General features: G+C 49.4%; 18 protein-coding genes. 10 read left to right on the forward strand and 8 right to left on the reverse strand.

Annotated elements, in window-relative coordinates:
- Window positions 1–502 precede the first annotated feature (502 nt).
- Complete coding sequence (locus tag MV421_RS09665; RefSeq protein WP_297518295.1) at window positions 503–1,588, reverse strand: ATP-binding protein; 1,086 nt, start codon at window positions 1,586–1,588, stop codon at window positions 503–505.
- Between the two features lie 190 nt (window positions 1,589–1,778).
- A complete protein-coding gene (locus MV421_RS09670; RefSeq protein WP_297421174.1) occupies window positions 1,779–2,408 on the reverse strand; it encodes a hypothetical protein in 630 nt (209 codons plus the stop codon).
- A 327-nt stretch (window positions 2,409–2,735) separates the two neighbouring features.
- Between MV421_RS09670 and MV421_RS09675 the strand changes: the two genes are divergently transcribed.
- Genes MV421_RS09675 through MV421_RS09690 form a run of 4 tightly spaced genes read left to right on the forward strand, consistent with a single transcriptional unit; the run spans window position 2,736 to window position 4,267 of the window.
- Window positions 2,736–3,365 carry a hypothetical protein gene (locus tag MV421_RS09675; protein WP_297421172.1) on the forward strand — a complete coding sequence of 210 codons (630 nt, stop codon included), beginning with the start codon at window positions 2,736–2,738 and terminating at the stop codon, window positions 3,363–3,365.
- On the forward strand, window positions 3,349–3,651 hold the full coding sequence (locus MV421_RS09680; RefSeq protein ID WP_297518299.1) for a nucleotidyl transferase AbiEii/AbiGii toxin family protein: 303 nt from the start codon (window positions 3,349–3,351) through the stop codon (window positions 3,649–3,651). Before MV421_RS09675 ends, MV421_RS09680 begins: the two co-directional genes overlap by 17 nt.
- Entirely contained in the window at window positions 3,639–3,845 is a 207-nt protein-coding gene (locus tag MV421_RS09685) for a hypothetical protein (RefSeq protein ID WP_297518302.1), read from the forward strand. The genes MV421_RS09680 and MV421_RS09685 overlap by 13 nt, the downstream gene beginning before the upstream one ends.
- 11 nt (window positions 3,846–3,856) lie before the next feature.
- On the forward strand, window positions 3,857–4,267 hold the full coding sequence (locus tag MV421_RS09690; protein WP_297503080.1) for a nucleotidyl transferase AbiEii/AbiGii toxin family protein: 411 nt from the start codon (window positions 3,857–3,859) through the stop codon (window positions 4,265–4,267).
- Between the two features lie 249 nt (window positions 4,268–4,516).
- Here MV421_RS09690 and MV421_RS09695 read toward each other — a convergent pair whose 3' ends face one another.
- Both MV421_RS09695 and MV421_RS09700 read right to left on the reverse strand, forming a co-directional pair.
- Window positions 4,517–5,296, reverse strand: coding sequence for a nucleotidyl transferase AbiEii/AbiGii toxin family protein (locus tag MV421_RS09695; RefSeq protein WP_297421168.1), 780 nt, complete (start codon window positions 5,294–5,296; stop codon window positions 4,517–4,519).
- Entirely contained in the window at window positions 5,289–6,074 is a 786-nt protein-coding gene (locus tag MV421_RS09700; RefSeq protein WP_297421166.1) for a hypothetical protein, read from the reverse strand. Before MV421_RS09700 ends, MV421_RS09695 begins: the two co-directional genes overlap by 8 nt.
- A gap of 330 nt (window positions 6,075–6,404) precedes the next feature.
- Here MV421_RS09700 and MV421_RS09705 point away from each other — a divergent pair, with 330 nt between their 5' ends.
- Genes MV421_RS09705 through rfbD form a run of 6 tightly spaced genes read left to right on the forward strand, consistent with a single transcriptional unit; the run spans window position 6,405 to window position 10,569 of the window.
- Complete coding sequence (locus MV421_RS09705) at window positions 6,405–7,463, forward strand: glucose-1-phosphate thymidylyltransferase (RefSeq protein WP_297421164.1); 1,059 nt, start codon at window positions 6,405–6,407, stop codon at window positions 7,461–7,463.
- A 9-nt stretch (window positions 7,464–7,472) separates the two neighbouring features.
- Window positions 7,473–8,474, forward strand: a complete 1,002-nt coding sequence (gene rfbB, locus MV421_RS09710) for a dTDP-glucose 4,6-dehydratase (RefSeq protein ID WP_297421162.1) — start codon at window positions 7,473–7,475, stop codon at window positions 8,472–8,474.
- A gap of 45 nt (window positions 8,475–8,519) precedes the next feature.
- On the forward strand, window positions 8,520–8,807 hold the full coding sequence (locus MV421_RS09715) for a hypothetical protein (RefSeq protein WP_297421160.1): 288 nt from the start codon (window positions 8,520–8,522) through the stop codon (window positions 8,805–8,807).
- Window positions 8,765–9,103: a PIN domain-containing protein gene (locus MV421_RS09720; protein ID WP_297421158.1), complete on the forward strand. Its 339-nt coding sequence runs from the start codon at window positions 8,765–8,767 to the stop codon at window positions 9,101–9,103. Before MV421_RS09715 ends, MV421_RS09720 begins: the two co-directional genes overlap by 43 nt.
- A 13-nt stretch (window positions 9,104–9,116) precedes the next feature.
- Complete coding sequence (gene rfbC / locus MV421_RS09725; protein ID WP_297421156.1) at window positions 9,117–9,674, forward strand: dTDP-4-dehydrorhamnose 3,5-epimerase; 558 nt, start codon at window positions 9,117–9,119, stop codon at window positions 9,672–9,674.
- Between the two features lie 10 nt (window positions 9,675–9,684).
- Complete coding sequence (gene rfbD / locus MV421_RS09730) at window positions 9,685–10,569, forward strand: dTDP-4-dehydrorhamnose reductase (protein WP_297421153.1); 885 nt, start codon at window positions 9,685–9,687, stop codon at window positions 10,567–10,569.
- Window positions 10,570–10,998: 429 nt separating this feature from the next.
- Here the strand turns inward: rfbD and MV421_RS09735 are convergent, their stop codons facing one another.
- The 4 genes from MV421_RS09735 to MV421_RS09750 are packed head-to-tail and all read right to left on the reverse strand — an operon-like array spanning window position 10,999 to window position 14,711.
- Complete coding sequence (locus MV421_RS09735; protein ID WP_297421151.1) at window positions 10,999–11,739, reverse strand: sulfite exporter TauE/SafE family protein; 741 nt, start codon at window positions 11,737–11,739, stop codon at window positions 10,999–11,001.
- A 9-nt stretch (window positions 11,740–11,748) separates the two neighbouring features.
- Window positions 11,749–12,294, reverse strand: a complete 546-nt coding sequence (gene cysC, locus MV421_RS09740; RefSeq protein ID WP_297421148.1) for an adenylyl-sulfate kinase — start codon at window positions 12,292–12,294, stop codon at window positions 11,749–11,751.
- Window positions 12,295–12,341: 47 nt separating this feature from the next.
- Window positions 12,342–13,769 (reverse strand): alkaline phosphatase family protein, encoded by a 1,428-nt coding sequence (locus MV421_RS09745; protein WP_297503046.1) that lies wholly within the window; start codon window positions 13,767–13,769, stop codon window positions 12,342–12,344.
- Between the two features lie 3 nt (window positions 13,770–13,772).
- The gene (locus tag MV421_RS09750; protein WP_297503048.1) at window positions 13,773–14,711 is read right to left on the reverse strand and encodes a DHH family phosphoesterase; all 939 of its coding nucleotides are present in this window, start codon (window positions 14,709–14,711) and stop codon (window positions 13,773–13,775) included.
- Window positions 14,712–14,721: the final 10 nt, after the last annotated feature.

Consider the following 14,721-nt stretch of genomic DNA (forward strand, 5'->3'; position numbering starts at 1 on the left):
CTACAAGCCTTGTCTTCCCGACCCTCCTTCTGCCAATTATGACGATTCTTCTTCCCTTTTCCAATAGCCAGATTTCCTTTTCTCTGTCATAGAACCTCATAATTATACCCCACAAGTATTATACTCAACAAGTATAAAAAGATTTCGATAAATTCACACAGCATGTATGTGCTGAGCTGACCTCCTCTCCGCCGTGAACGGCGAGGCTTTCGGAAGAAAGGGTAATACAGCTTAAATCTTCCCTTGGGCGCTTGCTGGATCACGCCTCTGAGTCTCTGAGGGTTATAAAGCAGCTCTTCCACCAAATCTTTGGTATTCCCCTTATCTGGAGGCGATGTTCACAGTGGGAGGTGACTGTAACATCTGAGATGCTTTGCATCGAAACAACCGTCCCTGCAAAGACAATCCCCGTTCCCCTCGCAATCTTCTGCAGTGCTTGGTTTGTTTCACTCGTGGTTTCATCTCTTTGCATCCTTTGGATGACATATTCTGTATCTCCAGATCAATGAATGCCATATTTATGGGCTATATTCTGGACTGCCTTTGCAAGAGGATTCTCAGCAATGCGGTACTTTCCGCGCTTTTTGCTGTGCTCGATCATCCCCGAGAGAACGAGATTCTTCAATATGCGAGTGAGGCTCCTGTCGCTAACTTCCTCCCTGCGGAGCACCTCTCCAGCAATCTCCTTCCGCGTGAGACCAAATTTTGACTGAGCCAGCACCCAGAGTGTAGTTACATAGGCTTTTGTGCTGTAGATGTTAAGAAATGCCTCCAAATCCTGCTCCCAAACGCCGACGGCATAACTTGAAGCTTCTATGAGTGCCTCATCATGGCCCATGCCCCCAACCCTCTGCCTGCCGTAGTATGCCAGAAACCCGGGCACGTTTGAGAGCTCCTCCACAGCTTCTTCAAGTTCAGCCCTCGTGTAGGGCACTTTTGCCTCACGTAATCCTTTTTTGAGGTACCCTATGCTTTCCTCCGGTGTCCAGCGTGGTATGTAAATCCTGTCAACGTATCTGGCGAACATCGGTTGCGATGCTGAGGGACTGAGTATCTTCTCAAGCAGACCCGGCATCGAACCCGTCATTATCACGGTTGTGTTGTCCATTGTGTTGCTTATCAGCTGGAGAAGGCCGGGCAGGTTAATACCCCTGATGCGGGGCATTACTTGAGCTTCGTCTATTATCACAAGAAGGGTATCGTATTTGGCATTTAGTTCCCTGAAGAGGTTGATCAGGGCGTTTTGGAACTGCACCCCGTTTTCGGGTTTAACATCAAGCCTTACAAGACCTAAGTTGAGCTGGGCATGGTACGAGAGTTCTTTTACTTCAATGTTCATTATTGCCGGAGTCAGCTCGGTGTAGCTGATCCCCTGCTTGCCCATAAAAGGAGAAAGATCATAGTATATGTACCGGTACTTGTACTTATTCAAAAAAACTCTGATGATGCTCGTCTTGCCGACCCTCCTTGGGCCGAGAATTGCCGTAAAAGTTCTCTCCTCAACATTCTCCTTCAGCTGTTTGAGGGCTTCTTTGTGTCTTCTTCCATAAAGATTTTTCTCATCGGTTATTGGTCGAACTTCAAACATTTATGGACACCCCATTCTATATAGAAGCCCCTTCCATATTTAAGTCTTTCCTTTTTAGGTACAGTCGGAGGCCTCCAGGGGAGTTGGGGGATTCTCCAATTATCGGATTACCTTTTTCTTCCGAAAGCCTCGCCGTTCACGGCGGAGAGGAGGGCAGTGTTGTGGCTCCTCAAATCACAGACCTCAAGGGCTATATCCTCCGAGAGCTCAATCCCCCTTCATTCTTCTCACCTTCGATTGTGGAAACAACGGTTTCAAAGACATCGTCAAAGAGCCTTGTGTACGTCCCCTGGACAAGCATATCAGCGAGAATCACTCCCCACCCTGGGATGTAATAACCGTTGAGCTCCTTCCGGATTTTGAAGTAGAAGTCATCGTAGATGTAGACCTTGAAGGGGTAGCCTTCAGGATCCCTGAACTTCATGAGCTCTTTGAATGTTCTTTCACTTGCATAGAGGATCCCACCCGCGGGGCTGATTACCCTGCCGAGCAGCCAGAGGGCTGAGTTTCCGGAGAAGAGAACCAGATCCCTCAGGTCGTAATCCGGGATAAGCCTCATGGTTACCGGGCTCAGAGAGTTCAGTATTATCTCCTTATCCTTCGCCCACCTGAATATCAGCCCCTTCCTGTCAAGGATCATCAGCTTTCCGCCCGGCACCACCGTCAGATAATTTTCCTTTCTTAGAGTCCTGACAACCTGAAAGACGTACTTGTAGTTCATCCCGGTGATTCTTGAGATTTCGGGGACTGAAATTGGGGTGTGATCAAAAAGCAGGGCGTAAACCTTCTCCCTCGAAGTTGGGGGTTTCACCCTCTCCACCAAATCCACGATATCAACAAATATTTAAAAGTCTTTTGTTGATATTGATGATAAGAACATATGACTTGAACCACATGGGTACCCCCCGAACCGGTTCGGGGGGTTTGCCAATAAGCGTTTCAGCGGGCTCTGCTTAGAACCAGAAAGATGTTGAAATTACCGTTCCAGCAACGGTAAACTCCCCCGCAATCTTCTGCAGATCGTTCATGCGGTTCTCCCTCTAATCATGACAAGCTTCAACTTCTGACCCTCGCCGTGAGGGGGGAAGCTTGAAAAAGTGTAGAACAATCGTTAACTTTTTTAACTGTTGTTCCACAAATTGAAGACATGAACATCGCAGTAAGGTTCCTTCTATCTAGGTACGGCGGGAAGGTCATCAGGAAGGAAGAATTGAAAAAGGTATGCGAGAGGTTTGGGATCGATGTTGATTATTTGGTCCATCACCTCATATCGTATGGCTACGTAGTTAGGGTTCTTCGGGGACTCTATTACGTGAAGACCGTTGAGGAATTTAAGCTTAAAAAGGCTTTAAGACCGCTGGAAATCATCGGGCTCGGATTGGATAAGCTGGGAGTAAAATGGTACTATGGCCTGTTCACGGCCCTCAGATTAAACGCCCTCACTCACGAGTACTTCGCCAGGATATTTATCCTAAATGACAGGATTTACCGCTCAAAAACTTTGAAAATTTATGGGGAGAACGTTGAGTTCATCAAAATCAAACCCGGTCTAACTGAGTTCGGCGTTACCGACAGGGGGAGGATAAAATATTCTGACGTGGAAAAAACCCTGCTGGATTTTCTCTACCTTTCAAGGTACAACCCAAAACTCAGGCCCACCGCAGAAAATGTTGTGATGGAATACTGGGATGCGGCAAATAAAGAAAAGATCAGAGAATATCTCACGTATTATCCGGTGTCTCTAAGGAAGGTGCTTGAGAATGAAGGACTACTCTGAGTTCATTCGGCTAATAATTGAGAAGAGTAGAATTAAGAAGCCAGAGCTGATTGAGAAGGACGTAGTCCTGCACACAATTTTAAAGGGGATCTATTCTAATGAACACTTCGCAGAGAATTACCTCTTTAAGGGCGGAACCTGCCTAGTCAAATGCTATTTTGGCTACTACCGCTTCAGCGTTGACCTGGACTTCACCTTCAAGAATCAGGAGAAGTGGAAAAAGGGCTCTCAAAGAGAAGGGGGAGGAAAGCCCTCGTCGAAGAAGCACAAGTGGTGGGCAATCTAATTGAATCTATTGCCGGCTACGTCGGTCTTGAGTTCAATGCCGAACTGCAGAATAGACGCTACATCGAGTTTGGAAGCGGTTCAAGAATGGTAACGTACAAGTTGTATTATCCTGGCGGTTTAATAAAGGTTCAGGTTAATCTGGTCGAAAACGTTCTCTTCGAGCCGAAGAGGCTCAAGGCAAAACCCTTTTGAGCGGAGTTCCATTGTCTGAGAATGATAGGCTGTATTTTTATGATTTCCTTGGGGACTATTCTGAGGTTGAGGTTCTTGCTTATGACTTGAGAGAAATTTTAGTCGAGAAGGTTAGGGCCATTTTGACCCGAAAAGTTCAAAAACTGAGGGATTTCTACGACCTGTACCTTCTGTACAAGCATGGCTTAAGAGTTTCCGATTACGGAGATGCAATTATCAAGAAAGTCATTCCAGCTTTGTGGTATGAGAAGTATCTGGAGAATTTTAGAAGAAACAAGGCTACATTTGATATAAACGCCGATAGAGTTTTAGACGAGTATGAACTGCGCCTCCTAAATGTTATGCCAGACGAAGATTTCCTTGGCTTCTTTAATTCTCTGATGAAAGCTATAGCTGGGATTCTTGATGAAATTGAAGTATGAGCCTAAAATATCGGGGGGCAAAAAGAGTTAAAATAAAAACCAAGACGCACCCGCTCATCCGTCCCCTCCTATCATCGGACGGGCTTCACATGGGAGCGGATGAAAATTTTGATGTTTACCTCCCCTCTCCGTTGTGTATACTGCTCAATAAGTTTCTGGTTTGTTAATCCATATCCTCTTAGCACTCTTCTGCAGTGCCTGGCTCGCCTCGCTCATGAGCCTCGCTTCCCTCTTTTGCTTTAAAAGCTGTCATTTAAAAAGTTCTTCTATCTTGAAGCGCAGGCTTTCAATGAGCTCCTCCCAGTTCGGGCGGAGAGTCTTGGGGATAAAGTGGTTTGTTGAATTGCCGATATAACGGGCATTTTTCTTTGCCTGACCTAACCTACTGATTAACCCTCCCCGGAAATCTTCCTCAATGTGGTAAAACTTTGTGTTAAGGTTAAGGGCCTTCAGGAATTTCTCCATTTCAAACTCCATGTTGAGGGCATGAAAAACATCATAGATGTCCTTGCCCTCCATGCGGTTGTATAAAGCAACAATTTTCTTTGCAAGAAGGTCCTCTAAAGAATAAACCCTAAACATCGTAGGATAGCTGTCAATGAACGGCGACTTCACCAGCTCAATTCTTGCTTCAACGTACGGCGCTCTGCTGAGGTAAAACTCCACCTTCACTCTATCCCTATTTCCAAGTGTATTGGTGTAATAGCAGGCAAAGCGGAAAGTCCTGTGGAGAATCCTTGGCCCCTTCACATTGAAGTCCTTAATTTTCCTCATTCCGTCGATTATTTCCTTGGCTGAGGTCTCGACGTTGCCGTTGAAGTAATCGATATCTATATCCCCCGAAAATCTCGCCGCTCCAACCTTAGCTAAATACACCCTGTTGAGTGCGGTTCCTCCTTTTAGAATTGCCTTCTCACCAAAAATCCTCCACAGCTGACTTAAGAGTAATGAGATCTTCTCCTCCTTGTCAATGTAGTTCAGGCCCAATCCAGTCCTGGCAGCTGTGTATTTTAGAATCCTCTCATCCATAGGCCCACCCCAGAATCCTCTCCTTTCCGAGGTTGTCAATTAGCTTCCACTCTCTAACACCCCTTCCCCGTGAGGGAAGCATTGGAACAAGCTTTGTCCATGTTTTAACCATGCTCCTCATGTACTCAATGACCTCCTCCGGGACTTCAATGTCGAGGTTTCTCGCGAGCTCCAGGACGTAGCCCGTTCTCTGGCAGAGAGAATTGCTTGCAAAGCGTTTAAAGTATCTCAAGAACTCGCTCCAGTCTATTTTCTCAGCTTCATAAAGTGCCTTCGTTACCTCCGAATAACCCCCACAGTAGCTTGGTTTGTAAAAGCAGTCAAAGAAAGTCTTAGCTAATGTGGATGTATAGACCCCGTTCTTGATGGTCATCCCCACTGCCTTTTCACCCAGAGCGAGGACTTTTATGGTGTACCCTCCAATTTCTTTTTCACCCGATTTCCTTGGTGTTGCCACGAATATCGTAAACGGTTCATACTCAATAAGGTCATAGAGCCTCAGCGCCGAGGAGAACGCAATATAACCCGGGAACAATGTCAGTGCCATTTTGTAAGGATTTTTTATCAAAGGCTTCCCCGGTTCCTCATTCACAAGATAGAGCCCTCTTTTAAGCCTGTACAGGTAACCCTTTCTCACAAGGCTTGAGAGCACTTTTTTGACCATGTTCCCACTTAACCTCGGAAACAGTCCCCTTATTTCCTCAACTGCCACAATGTCTGCACTCTTAAGGATGCGGATTATCTCCTGCTCAGTCCTTGAAAGGTAGTAATTTTTCATCATATAGTGACTGTTTTGGTCACTAACTTAATAAATTTTCCGGTAAATATCTCCCAGCAGTTCTTCGATGACCTTCATGTATACTCCCTTTTTTCTTTTGAAAAGCCTCGTCCTTCACGGCGGGGAGGAGGTCAGATAGAGCACTGCCGTAATCCGCCTTTCACTTAAACCCGGCTCCCGGACAGTCTTCAGTATAAACGTCATTTCCCAAAAGAACCATGGAAATTATTATAAATCTACCTTCCCTCGGAAGCCTATCTTTTAAGGAAGGAATGAAGTCAGCAAAATTCTTTTATATCAACCCAAGGTTAAGAGAGTCAGGTGGCAGCGATGAAAGCGCTTATTTTATCCGGTGGTCACGGTACTAGACTCCGCCCGTTAACCTATTCCCAGCAGAAGCAGCTCATCCCGGTTGCCAACAAGCCGGTGCTCTTCTATGCAATCGAGGACGTGATAAACGCCGGAATCCACGAGGTTGGAATCATCGTCGGTCCAAATTCGGAACAGGTTAAGAAGACCGTCCTGAGCAGGGAATGGGACGCCGACATAGAGTTCATCTATCAGGGAGAGCCCAAAGGCTTAGCGCATGCAATTCTAGTGGCTGGGGAATTCCTCGGCGATGATAACTTTGTCATGTATCTCGGTGACAACATCCTCCGCGAGGGAATAGCCGAACACTTGGAGTATTTTAAGAAGGGGAACTTTGATGCCAGTATACTCCTTCAGGAGGTTCCCAATCCAAGGCAGTTTGGCGTTGCAGAGCTGAGCAAAGACGGGAAGACCATAAAACGCCTCGTTGAGAAGCCCGAAATCCCACCGAGCAATCTGGCCCTCGTTGGAATATACTTCTTCAAGCCGGTCATCCATGAGGCCGTTGCCGACATAAAACCCTCATGGAGGAACGAGCTTGAGATAACAGACGCGATACAGTGGCTGATTGATCACGGCTACAAGGTTGGCTGGACAAAGGTTACTGGCTGGTGGAAGGACACCGGAAAACCGGAGGACATACTCGACGCCAACAGGCTGATACTGGATGATATAAGAACCGACATAAAGATCATGACCAAGGCTAGAATTCACGGCAGAGCCGTCATTGGAGAGGACACCGAGATAGACGGGAACACCGTAATAAAAGGCCCGGTGGTCATAGGAAAGAACTGCAGGATCAAAAACTCCTACATCGGACCCTACACGAGCATCGGCGACAATGTCGTCATTGAAAACACCGAGATTGAGGACTCAATAATCCTCGAGGGGAGTGAAATAAGGAACGCTGGCAGGATCGTGGAGAGCCTTATCGGACGGGGCGTGAAGATAATTAACGGAACCAGCCACCCCTTCGGCAGAAAGCTGGTCATCGGAGACAACTCAAGGCTGATACTGTGAGGTGGAATGATGAGGCTTTTGGTAACCGGTGGGATGGGGTTCATAGGGAGCAACTTCATCCACTACATCCTGGAAAAACACCCCGGCTGGGAAGTGATAAACCTCGATAAGCTCGGCTACGGCTCAAACATTGCAAATCTTAGGGATATTAAAGATGATTCAAGGTACACCTTCGTCAGGGGCGACATAACGGAATTTAAGCTCGTTAAAGGGCTGGTTAAGAAGGCGGACGCAGTTGTGGATTTTGCAGCCGAAAGCCATGTGGACAGGAGCATCTCCAGCCCTGAACACTTCCTAGAGAGTAATGTCATCGGCACTTACACGATCCTCGAAGCGATAAGGAAGGAGAACCCCGAAGTGAGGCTAGTTCACGTGAGCACGGATGAGGTTTACGGAGATATTTTGGAGGGTTCTTTTACGGAGAAAGACGCTCTGATGCCTTCATCACCCTACTCCGCAACAAAGGCCGCGAGTGACGTTCTCGTTCTTGGCTGGGCGAGGACCTACAACCTTAACGCCTCCATAACGAGGTGCACCAACAACTACGGCCCCTACCAATTCCCGGAAAAGCTCATCCCCAAGACAATAATAAGGGCCAGCATGGGGCTGAAGATACCGATCTACGGCACCGGTCAGAACGTGAGGGACTGGCTCTACGTCGAAGACCACGTGAGGGCAATTGAGCGGGTTCTCCTAAAAGGAGAGCCAAGGGAAATCTACAACATCTCTGCCGGTGAGGAGAGGACCAACGTCGAGGTCGTCAGGACTATCCTCAGTCTCATGGGCAAGGATAAGACTCTGATAGAGTTCGTCGAGGACAGGCCGGGCCATGATTTAAGGTATTCGCTCGACCCGTGGAAGATAACGAGGGACTTGAAGTGGAGGCCGAGGTACAGCTTTGAGGAGGGCATGGAGAAGACGGTCAGATGGTACCTCGAAAACGAATGGTGGTGGAGGCCCCTTGTTAACGAGAAAGTCCTGCATCCAACACCCTGGAAGCTGGGATGGTGAGAAGCTTTAAATATGTGTATACACATAATTATGCGTGGTGATAACATGCCAACGATGACCCTCTCGATACCCCCAGATATTTACAGGCGTATGAAAAAGCACCCGGAAATCAAGTGGAGCGAAGTGGCAAGGAGGGCCATAGCGGAGTACATTATGGAACTCGAGAACTCACGAATTGAAATGTCTATGGGGGAATTCCGGGAAATTCTTGGCAAGGAAACGGTTGGAGACATAGAGTCAATCCCAAACGAGGCCTATGACGGGTATCACAAAAAAACGAGGGATTTAGAATGGGAGAGGACAAAAAGAAACTCTACGACACAAACATCCTAATCGACCTCGTTAAAAGGGGCAAGAGTCCAAGAGAGGGATACACGACGACCTTGAACCTCGTGGAGTACCCAAGGGCAATATCCTTGGACTTAAATGTTATCATACCCTCCCCAAAGGAATATGCCCTGGCCGTTAAGCTCTCAGAGAAGCTGGTAAAGGCCGGCACTCCAGTTCCAGCTGTGGATGTGGTGATAGCGGCCGTTGCAATATCAAGGAACATGACAGTCATTACAAGGGACGAACACTTCTCATGGATAGAGAATATTGCCCCGGAACTTCAGCTTGAACCTGGTTGAATGAGGTGATGTTATGCCGTTCGAGTTCAAACGCCTTGAAATCCCCGACGTCCTCCTGATCAGGCCAAAAGTCTTTGAGGACGAGAGGGGCTTCTTTATGGAGACCTACAAGAAGTCTGACTTTGAGAAAGCCGGAATAAAAGGTGACTTCATCCAGGATAATCATTCAAAGTCTAGATACGGCGTTCTAAGGGGACTGCACTTCCAGCGTGAGCCTTACGCCCAGGCCAAGATCGTTAGGGCCGTTAGGGGCATAATCTACGATGTGGCAGTTGACTTGAGGAAGAACTCGCCGACCTTCGGCAAGTGGGTCGGTGTTATCCTCTCGGAGCACAACAAATACCAGCTTTACATCCCGAGGGGCTTTGCCCACGGCTTCCTTGTGTTGAGCGACGTTGCGGAAGTGGTCTACAAGGTCGACAACGTCTACGCCCCAGACTATGAGGCGGGGATAATCTGGAACGATCCCGACATAGGGATAGAGTGGCCGGTTGATGAGCCAATAGTCTCCGAGAAGGACGGAAAGTGGCCAACACTGAAGGGGGCAGTTGAGAAGGGCTGGGCCTTCTGAGGTGTTTCAGATGAGAGTTGTGATAGTAGGGGCCAACGGCCAGCTTGGAACCGATCTGGTGAAGGTCTTTGGGGAAGACCCATACTTCGAGGTCGTCCCGCTGACTCACAGAGACCTTGACGTTGCCGTTCCCAAGACCCTGAATGTGCTGAAAGAGCTGAAGCCTGACGTCATCATCAACACGGCCGCCTATGTGAAGGTTGACGATGCCGAGCTCTACCCGGAGAAAGCTTCTGCTGTCAACGCCATCGGCGCGCTGAACGTTGCGAGGGTTGCCGAGGAAATCGGTGCAATCAACGTCTACATAAGCACTGACTACGTCTTTGACGGCGAGAAGGGGGAACCATACGCTGAGGACGACGTTCCGAACCCGATAAACGTCTACGGGACGAGCAAGTACATGGGAGAGATACTCACGAGAAATTATTCTAGGAAGCACTACATCATCAGGGTTGCAAGCCTTTACGGAAAGGCGGGAGCAAGCGGAAAGGGCGGGAACTTCGTTGAGTGGGTCATTGAGAAGGCGAAGCTCGGGAAGGAACTGAAAATCGTGAACGACCAGTTCATGAGCCCTACCTACACGATGGACGTTGCGAGGACTCTGAAGGAGTTCCTGAAGTCGAAGCCGGAGTTCGGGGTCTACCACATGGTAAACGAGGGCTACTGCTCATGGTATGAGTTCACCAGAGCGATATTTGAAATCCTGGGCTGGGACGTTGAAGTGAAGCCCATAAAATCGAGCGAGCTCAACAGGCTGGCAAGGAGACCGAGGTTCTCTGCACTGGAGAACGCGGGGCTTCATGGACTCAGCCTGAGGATGCCCGGCTGGAAGGAAGGGCTAAAAGAATACCTAATAGAACCACCACGCTCTCCAGCGACCGCAGAAGTCGTATAACAAGCGGTGTAGTTTTCTCCTGAAAACCAGCCCATGAGTAAAAGCGCTGCACAACCCCAGACGGGTTATCTCTCATAGTTAAACATGGATGATTACCAATCGAGAGTGAAATTATTCCGGAGCATTTCAAAATAATTTTGCTTTAGATAAAAGCAAAGGTTTATATAGTTAAAACACCTAGTGTTACATGAGGAGTGCCCTGTAGGGGAGACCGAAGTGAGGGCTTCACCCTGATGGATCTAACCTAAACTAGTGGCCCACGATTAGAGGGTCATGGGATCGCTAGCTATGGAAAGACCACTAAGGGTGGAAAATTTACTCAGCCTCATCTGCTGGGGTGCCCCTCACTATTCTATGTGCCCAAAAAGTTGGTGACAAAGGTTTACATTTCCAGGTTCGGGTTCGAAGCCCCACGGCCCACTATTAGTCTCAAAGCGCCGTTTTTATCAGGATTAGAATCCCTATGAGTAGTATCACCAGATTTATGACCGGTTTTAACATTTTCTTTTCCATCCCAGAACCCACGTGAGTCCCAAGGTAAACCCCCGGAATCGTTCCCGCTATCAATAGGCCGGCCAGATTGTAATCCACGCTCCTCATGCTCGCATAGCTTAGAAAGCTCATGATGGATAAAGCCAAACCGTAGAGTATCGTTATTCCAACGACCTCTCTCGGATTAACCCTCGCGACGTTCATCAGGGCGAAGCTAACTATAACCCCTGCTCCAACCGAAGTGAACTGGACGGTTAGGCCAACGATGAAGCCGAGGAGGTAAACGTAGGCCCACCTCGGCCTTAGGGGGATCCCCACTTCCCCCTTCAGTATGCCCAATGTTGCCGTAACAACCAGGATTGCGCCCAGAAGAGGCGTCAGGTAGCTGTTGAGGGCCTCCTTTGGAATTTGCCTAACTGCGTAGCCCCCCATGAGCACCGCTGGAACACTCCCTGCGAGGAGTCTAAGGACTATGCCCCTCCGCACGTGCCCCTTCTTGCCGTGGAAGAAAACTCCAAAAACCCTTGTGACCGTTGCGTAGAGCAAGTCGGTTCCCACCGCGGTTAAAGGATCCACGCCGAGAAAGATAAGAGAGGGCGTCATCAGGGAGCCCCCACCCATGCCGGTGAGCCCTATCAGGAAGCCCACAATGAAGCCGAGGACAACGAAGAGTATCACCGAATCACCTCAGTGGAGGTAGCCCAGCTCCCTTGCCTTGGCTATGACGGCCTCGACTTCTTCTTCCGGCGTCATCTTCGAGCTGTCCACTTTGACCTCTGGATTCTCCGGTTCCTCGTAGACCCCATCGTAGCCAGTTAAACCCTTTATTTCTCCCATGATTGCCTTTGCGTAGAGCCCCTTGGGGTCGCGCTTGATTCTGACTTCAAGGGGGGCATAGACGTAGACCTCAATGAAATCCCCTATCTCCTTTCTCGCGTATTCTCTAACTGCCCTATACGGCGAAATCAGGGAGACTATCGCCACAACCCCGTTCCTGCTAAGGAGCTTGGCCATGTGGATTACAATCCTGTTGTGCATTTCCCTGGCTTCCTTGGAAAAGCCGAGCTCTGGGTAGAGGGTCTTCCTTATCGTGTCCCCGTCGAGTATTTCAACGCGGTAACCCATCTCCCTCAGCCTTTTTGCTAGCTTTACAGCTAAAGTTGTCTTTCCAGCCCCGCTGGGCCCGGTGAGCCAGATTGTGAATCCTTTCTTGAGGTTCTTGAGTCCGGTCATTTCAGCTCCCCCCGATTCTAAGGGGTGGTTGGAATAGTGGGAAGGGGTCAGAGGATGCTCCTGCCCCTCAGCCCATTGGCTTCCTCCTTCAGGCCAAAGAGGGTAAGCACCGTCGGGGCCACATCGTATATTTCGAGTTGTGTCTGCTTCCCCTCATCAAACCCCGGCAGGTAGAGCGAGAAAACCCCAACCTCCGAGTGATTGGCGTCGTCCGGACCGGTGTCGTTCTCAGGCAGGTAATTGCTCGGATGGCCAACGGTTCCTGCCGCACGCCAGTTCAGGTTGTCGAAGTAGACCATGATGTCCGGCTTGCTACCCTTAGTGACCGGGTAAATATCCTCAGGGTAGTAAACCCGGGTGTCCCACTTCTCACCGTTCGGACCCCTAATCGAGCGTATCTGCTCCGCAACCTCATCCCTCACCTTTTCAAACTTCGAAAGCGGCACTCTCCCCTCTTTCTCCCTCCCAAGGACGTTTAGGAAGACACGCGAGTAGTAGCCGCCCCAACCCCAGGCCGTTGTCTCCTTCCAATCCACATCAAGGCGCTCGAAGCGCTTGACTTTCCCGTCGTGGAGAACCTCAGGATCCCTCACCTTCAGCAAACCCTCCTCAGCCAGCCACTGGTTGACCGCGAAATTCCCGTGCATGCCCTTTATACCGTGGTCGGAAACTACCATAACGGCCGTTTCACCGAAGTCAATCAGCTTGAGCGTCTTCCCAATTTCCCTGTCCAAGAGCTTCCAGTAGTCGGGAATAACCGTCTCGTATTTGTTCCCCCTTCCGGGGTAGAGGTGGTGCTCTGGATCGAAGTACCTCCAGAAGGCATGGTGAACCCTGTCGAGGCCTATCTCGACGAAGTGGAAGTAGTCCCACTCCTTCTCCTGGAGCAGGTACCGTATCACCTCAAACCTCTTCTCCGTCATCTCCCAGAGACCATCCCTAACCTCATCCTTCGCCTCCTTCCTGAAGGGGACGTCGAAGATGTACTCGCCAACGAGTCTCTCAATCTCACCCTTCAACTCCTTCGGGTAAGTGTAGTCCACGCTCGCATCTGGTGTTATGAAACAGCTGACAAGGTGACCGTTGATAGGCTTTGGCGGGTAGGTCGGCGGGACGCCAACTATAACCGACTTCCTCCCCTTCTTCCCAAGGTAATCCCAGAGCGTCAGCTCTTTAACCTTCTTGCTGTGGGCTATCCAGTAGTCCGTGTAACTGTATCCAGTCCTGTGCCTGAAGCCGTAAAGACCAAGCTCACCAGGCGTCTTCCCGGTAACCATCACCATCCACATGGGGATCGTTATAGCTGGAATCCCGGTCTTCATCGGCCCATGAATCGAGCGCTCGATGAGCTTCCTGAGGTTAGGTAGTTCGTTGTAGAACTTCCCGAATAGCAGTTCAGGCGGAGCGGAGTCAAGGCCTATGACGAAGAGCTTTTTAGTCTCTGCCATCCCTTCCTTAACCTTCTCCTCAAACATATCTCACCACCCCATCTGACTTTCTATAAGCTGCAATACCTCTTCAACCTTTCCTTTCTCGCAGATGCAACCCAAAACCTCCCTCTTTCCGCCCGCGTTCGCTCCAAGCTGTCTAACCCCCTCAATGAGGTTCACCATGTTGAACCCTTCCGCTACTTCCGGTGAAACCCTGAAGTAGAGCTGGGCTTTACCGTGGAAGTCCTCGTTGATGACAACCGCCCCCCGGTATTTCATTCCCCACACAAACCTTCTGGCAACCTTCGAGATTACATTGTATGGACTCCTGAAGCGGCTGAAAGCGAAGCCGTTCCTTTCTTCAACGACTGAAAGGGCATCCTCAATGGCTCTTCTTATCGCTTCTGCTTTTTTTACCCAGGGCTCATAGTCGGGGAGTTCTCTGATTTCGTTCTCAAGGAGAACCATCACCGCTTCCTCAACCGCCCCCCTGTCCATGGCTATATAATTGGAATCCATCAACTCGACGAGCTTTAGGGCCTCCTCCTTGGAAATTCCCTCCTCCTTCAGGAGCTTCCCAACGAACTCCAGCTCAAAGGCCTTCTCACCGATATCCCCAGCTACCCCGAGGGCGGTCCACGCGTTGAAGGTATCAAAGTGCTCCGAGACCACGAGGGAGCAGGAGGGGTAATAGCTGCCGTCCAGCGAGGGATTCACCTGCTTCACAAGGGGGTTCTTGATTTTCGGCTGGGTGTGGTGGTCTATGAAGAGGGTCGGAACCTTTACCTTCTCAACCTCCCCCGGCACGTTGAAGTCAAGGACGTAGAGCTTTTCCACCCCATCCATAACCCTCCATATCCTCCCGTCAAACCTGAACTCTCCTATTGGAGCAGTCATGTTGGTGAACCCTTCCATTCCCAGTGCCTTTATGAGAAGCGCCGCTGAGGTTATCCCGTCCGTGTCCCAGTGGTGAACTATGAGGTGCATAAGTCTCACC

Origin of the sequence: Thermococcus sp. (assembly GCF_027023865.1) — an archaeon.
GTDB lineage: Archaea > Methanobacteriota_B > Thermococci > Thermococcales > Thermococcaceae > Thermococcus.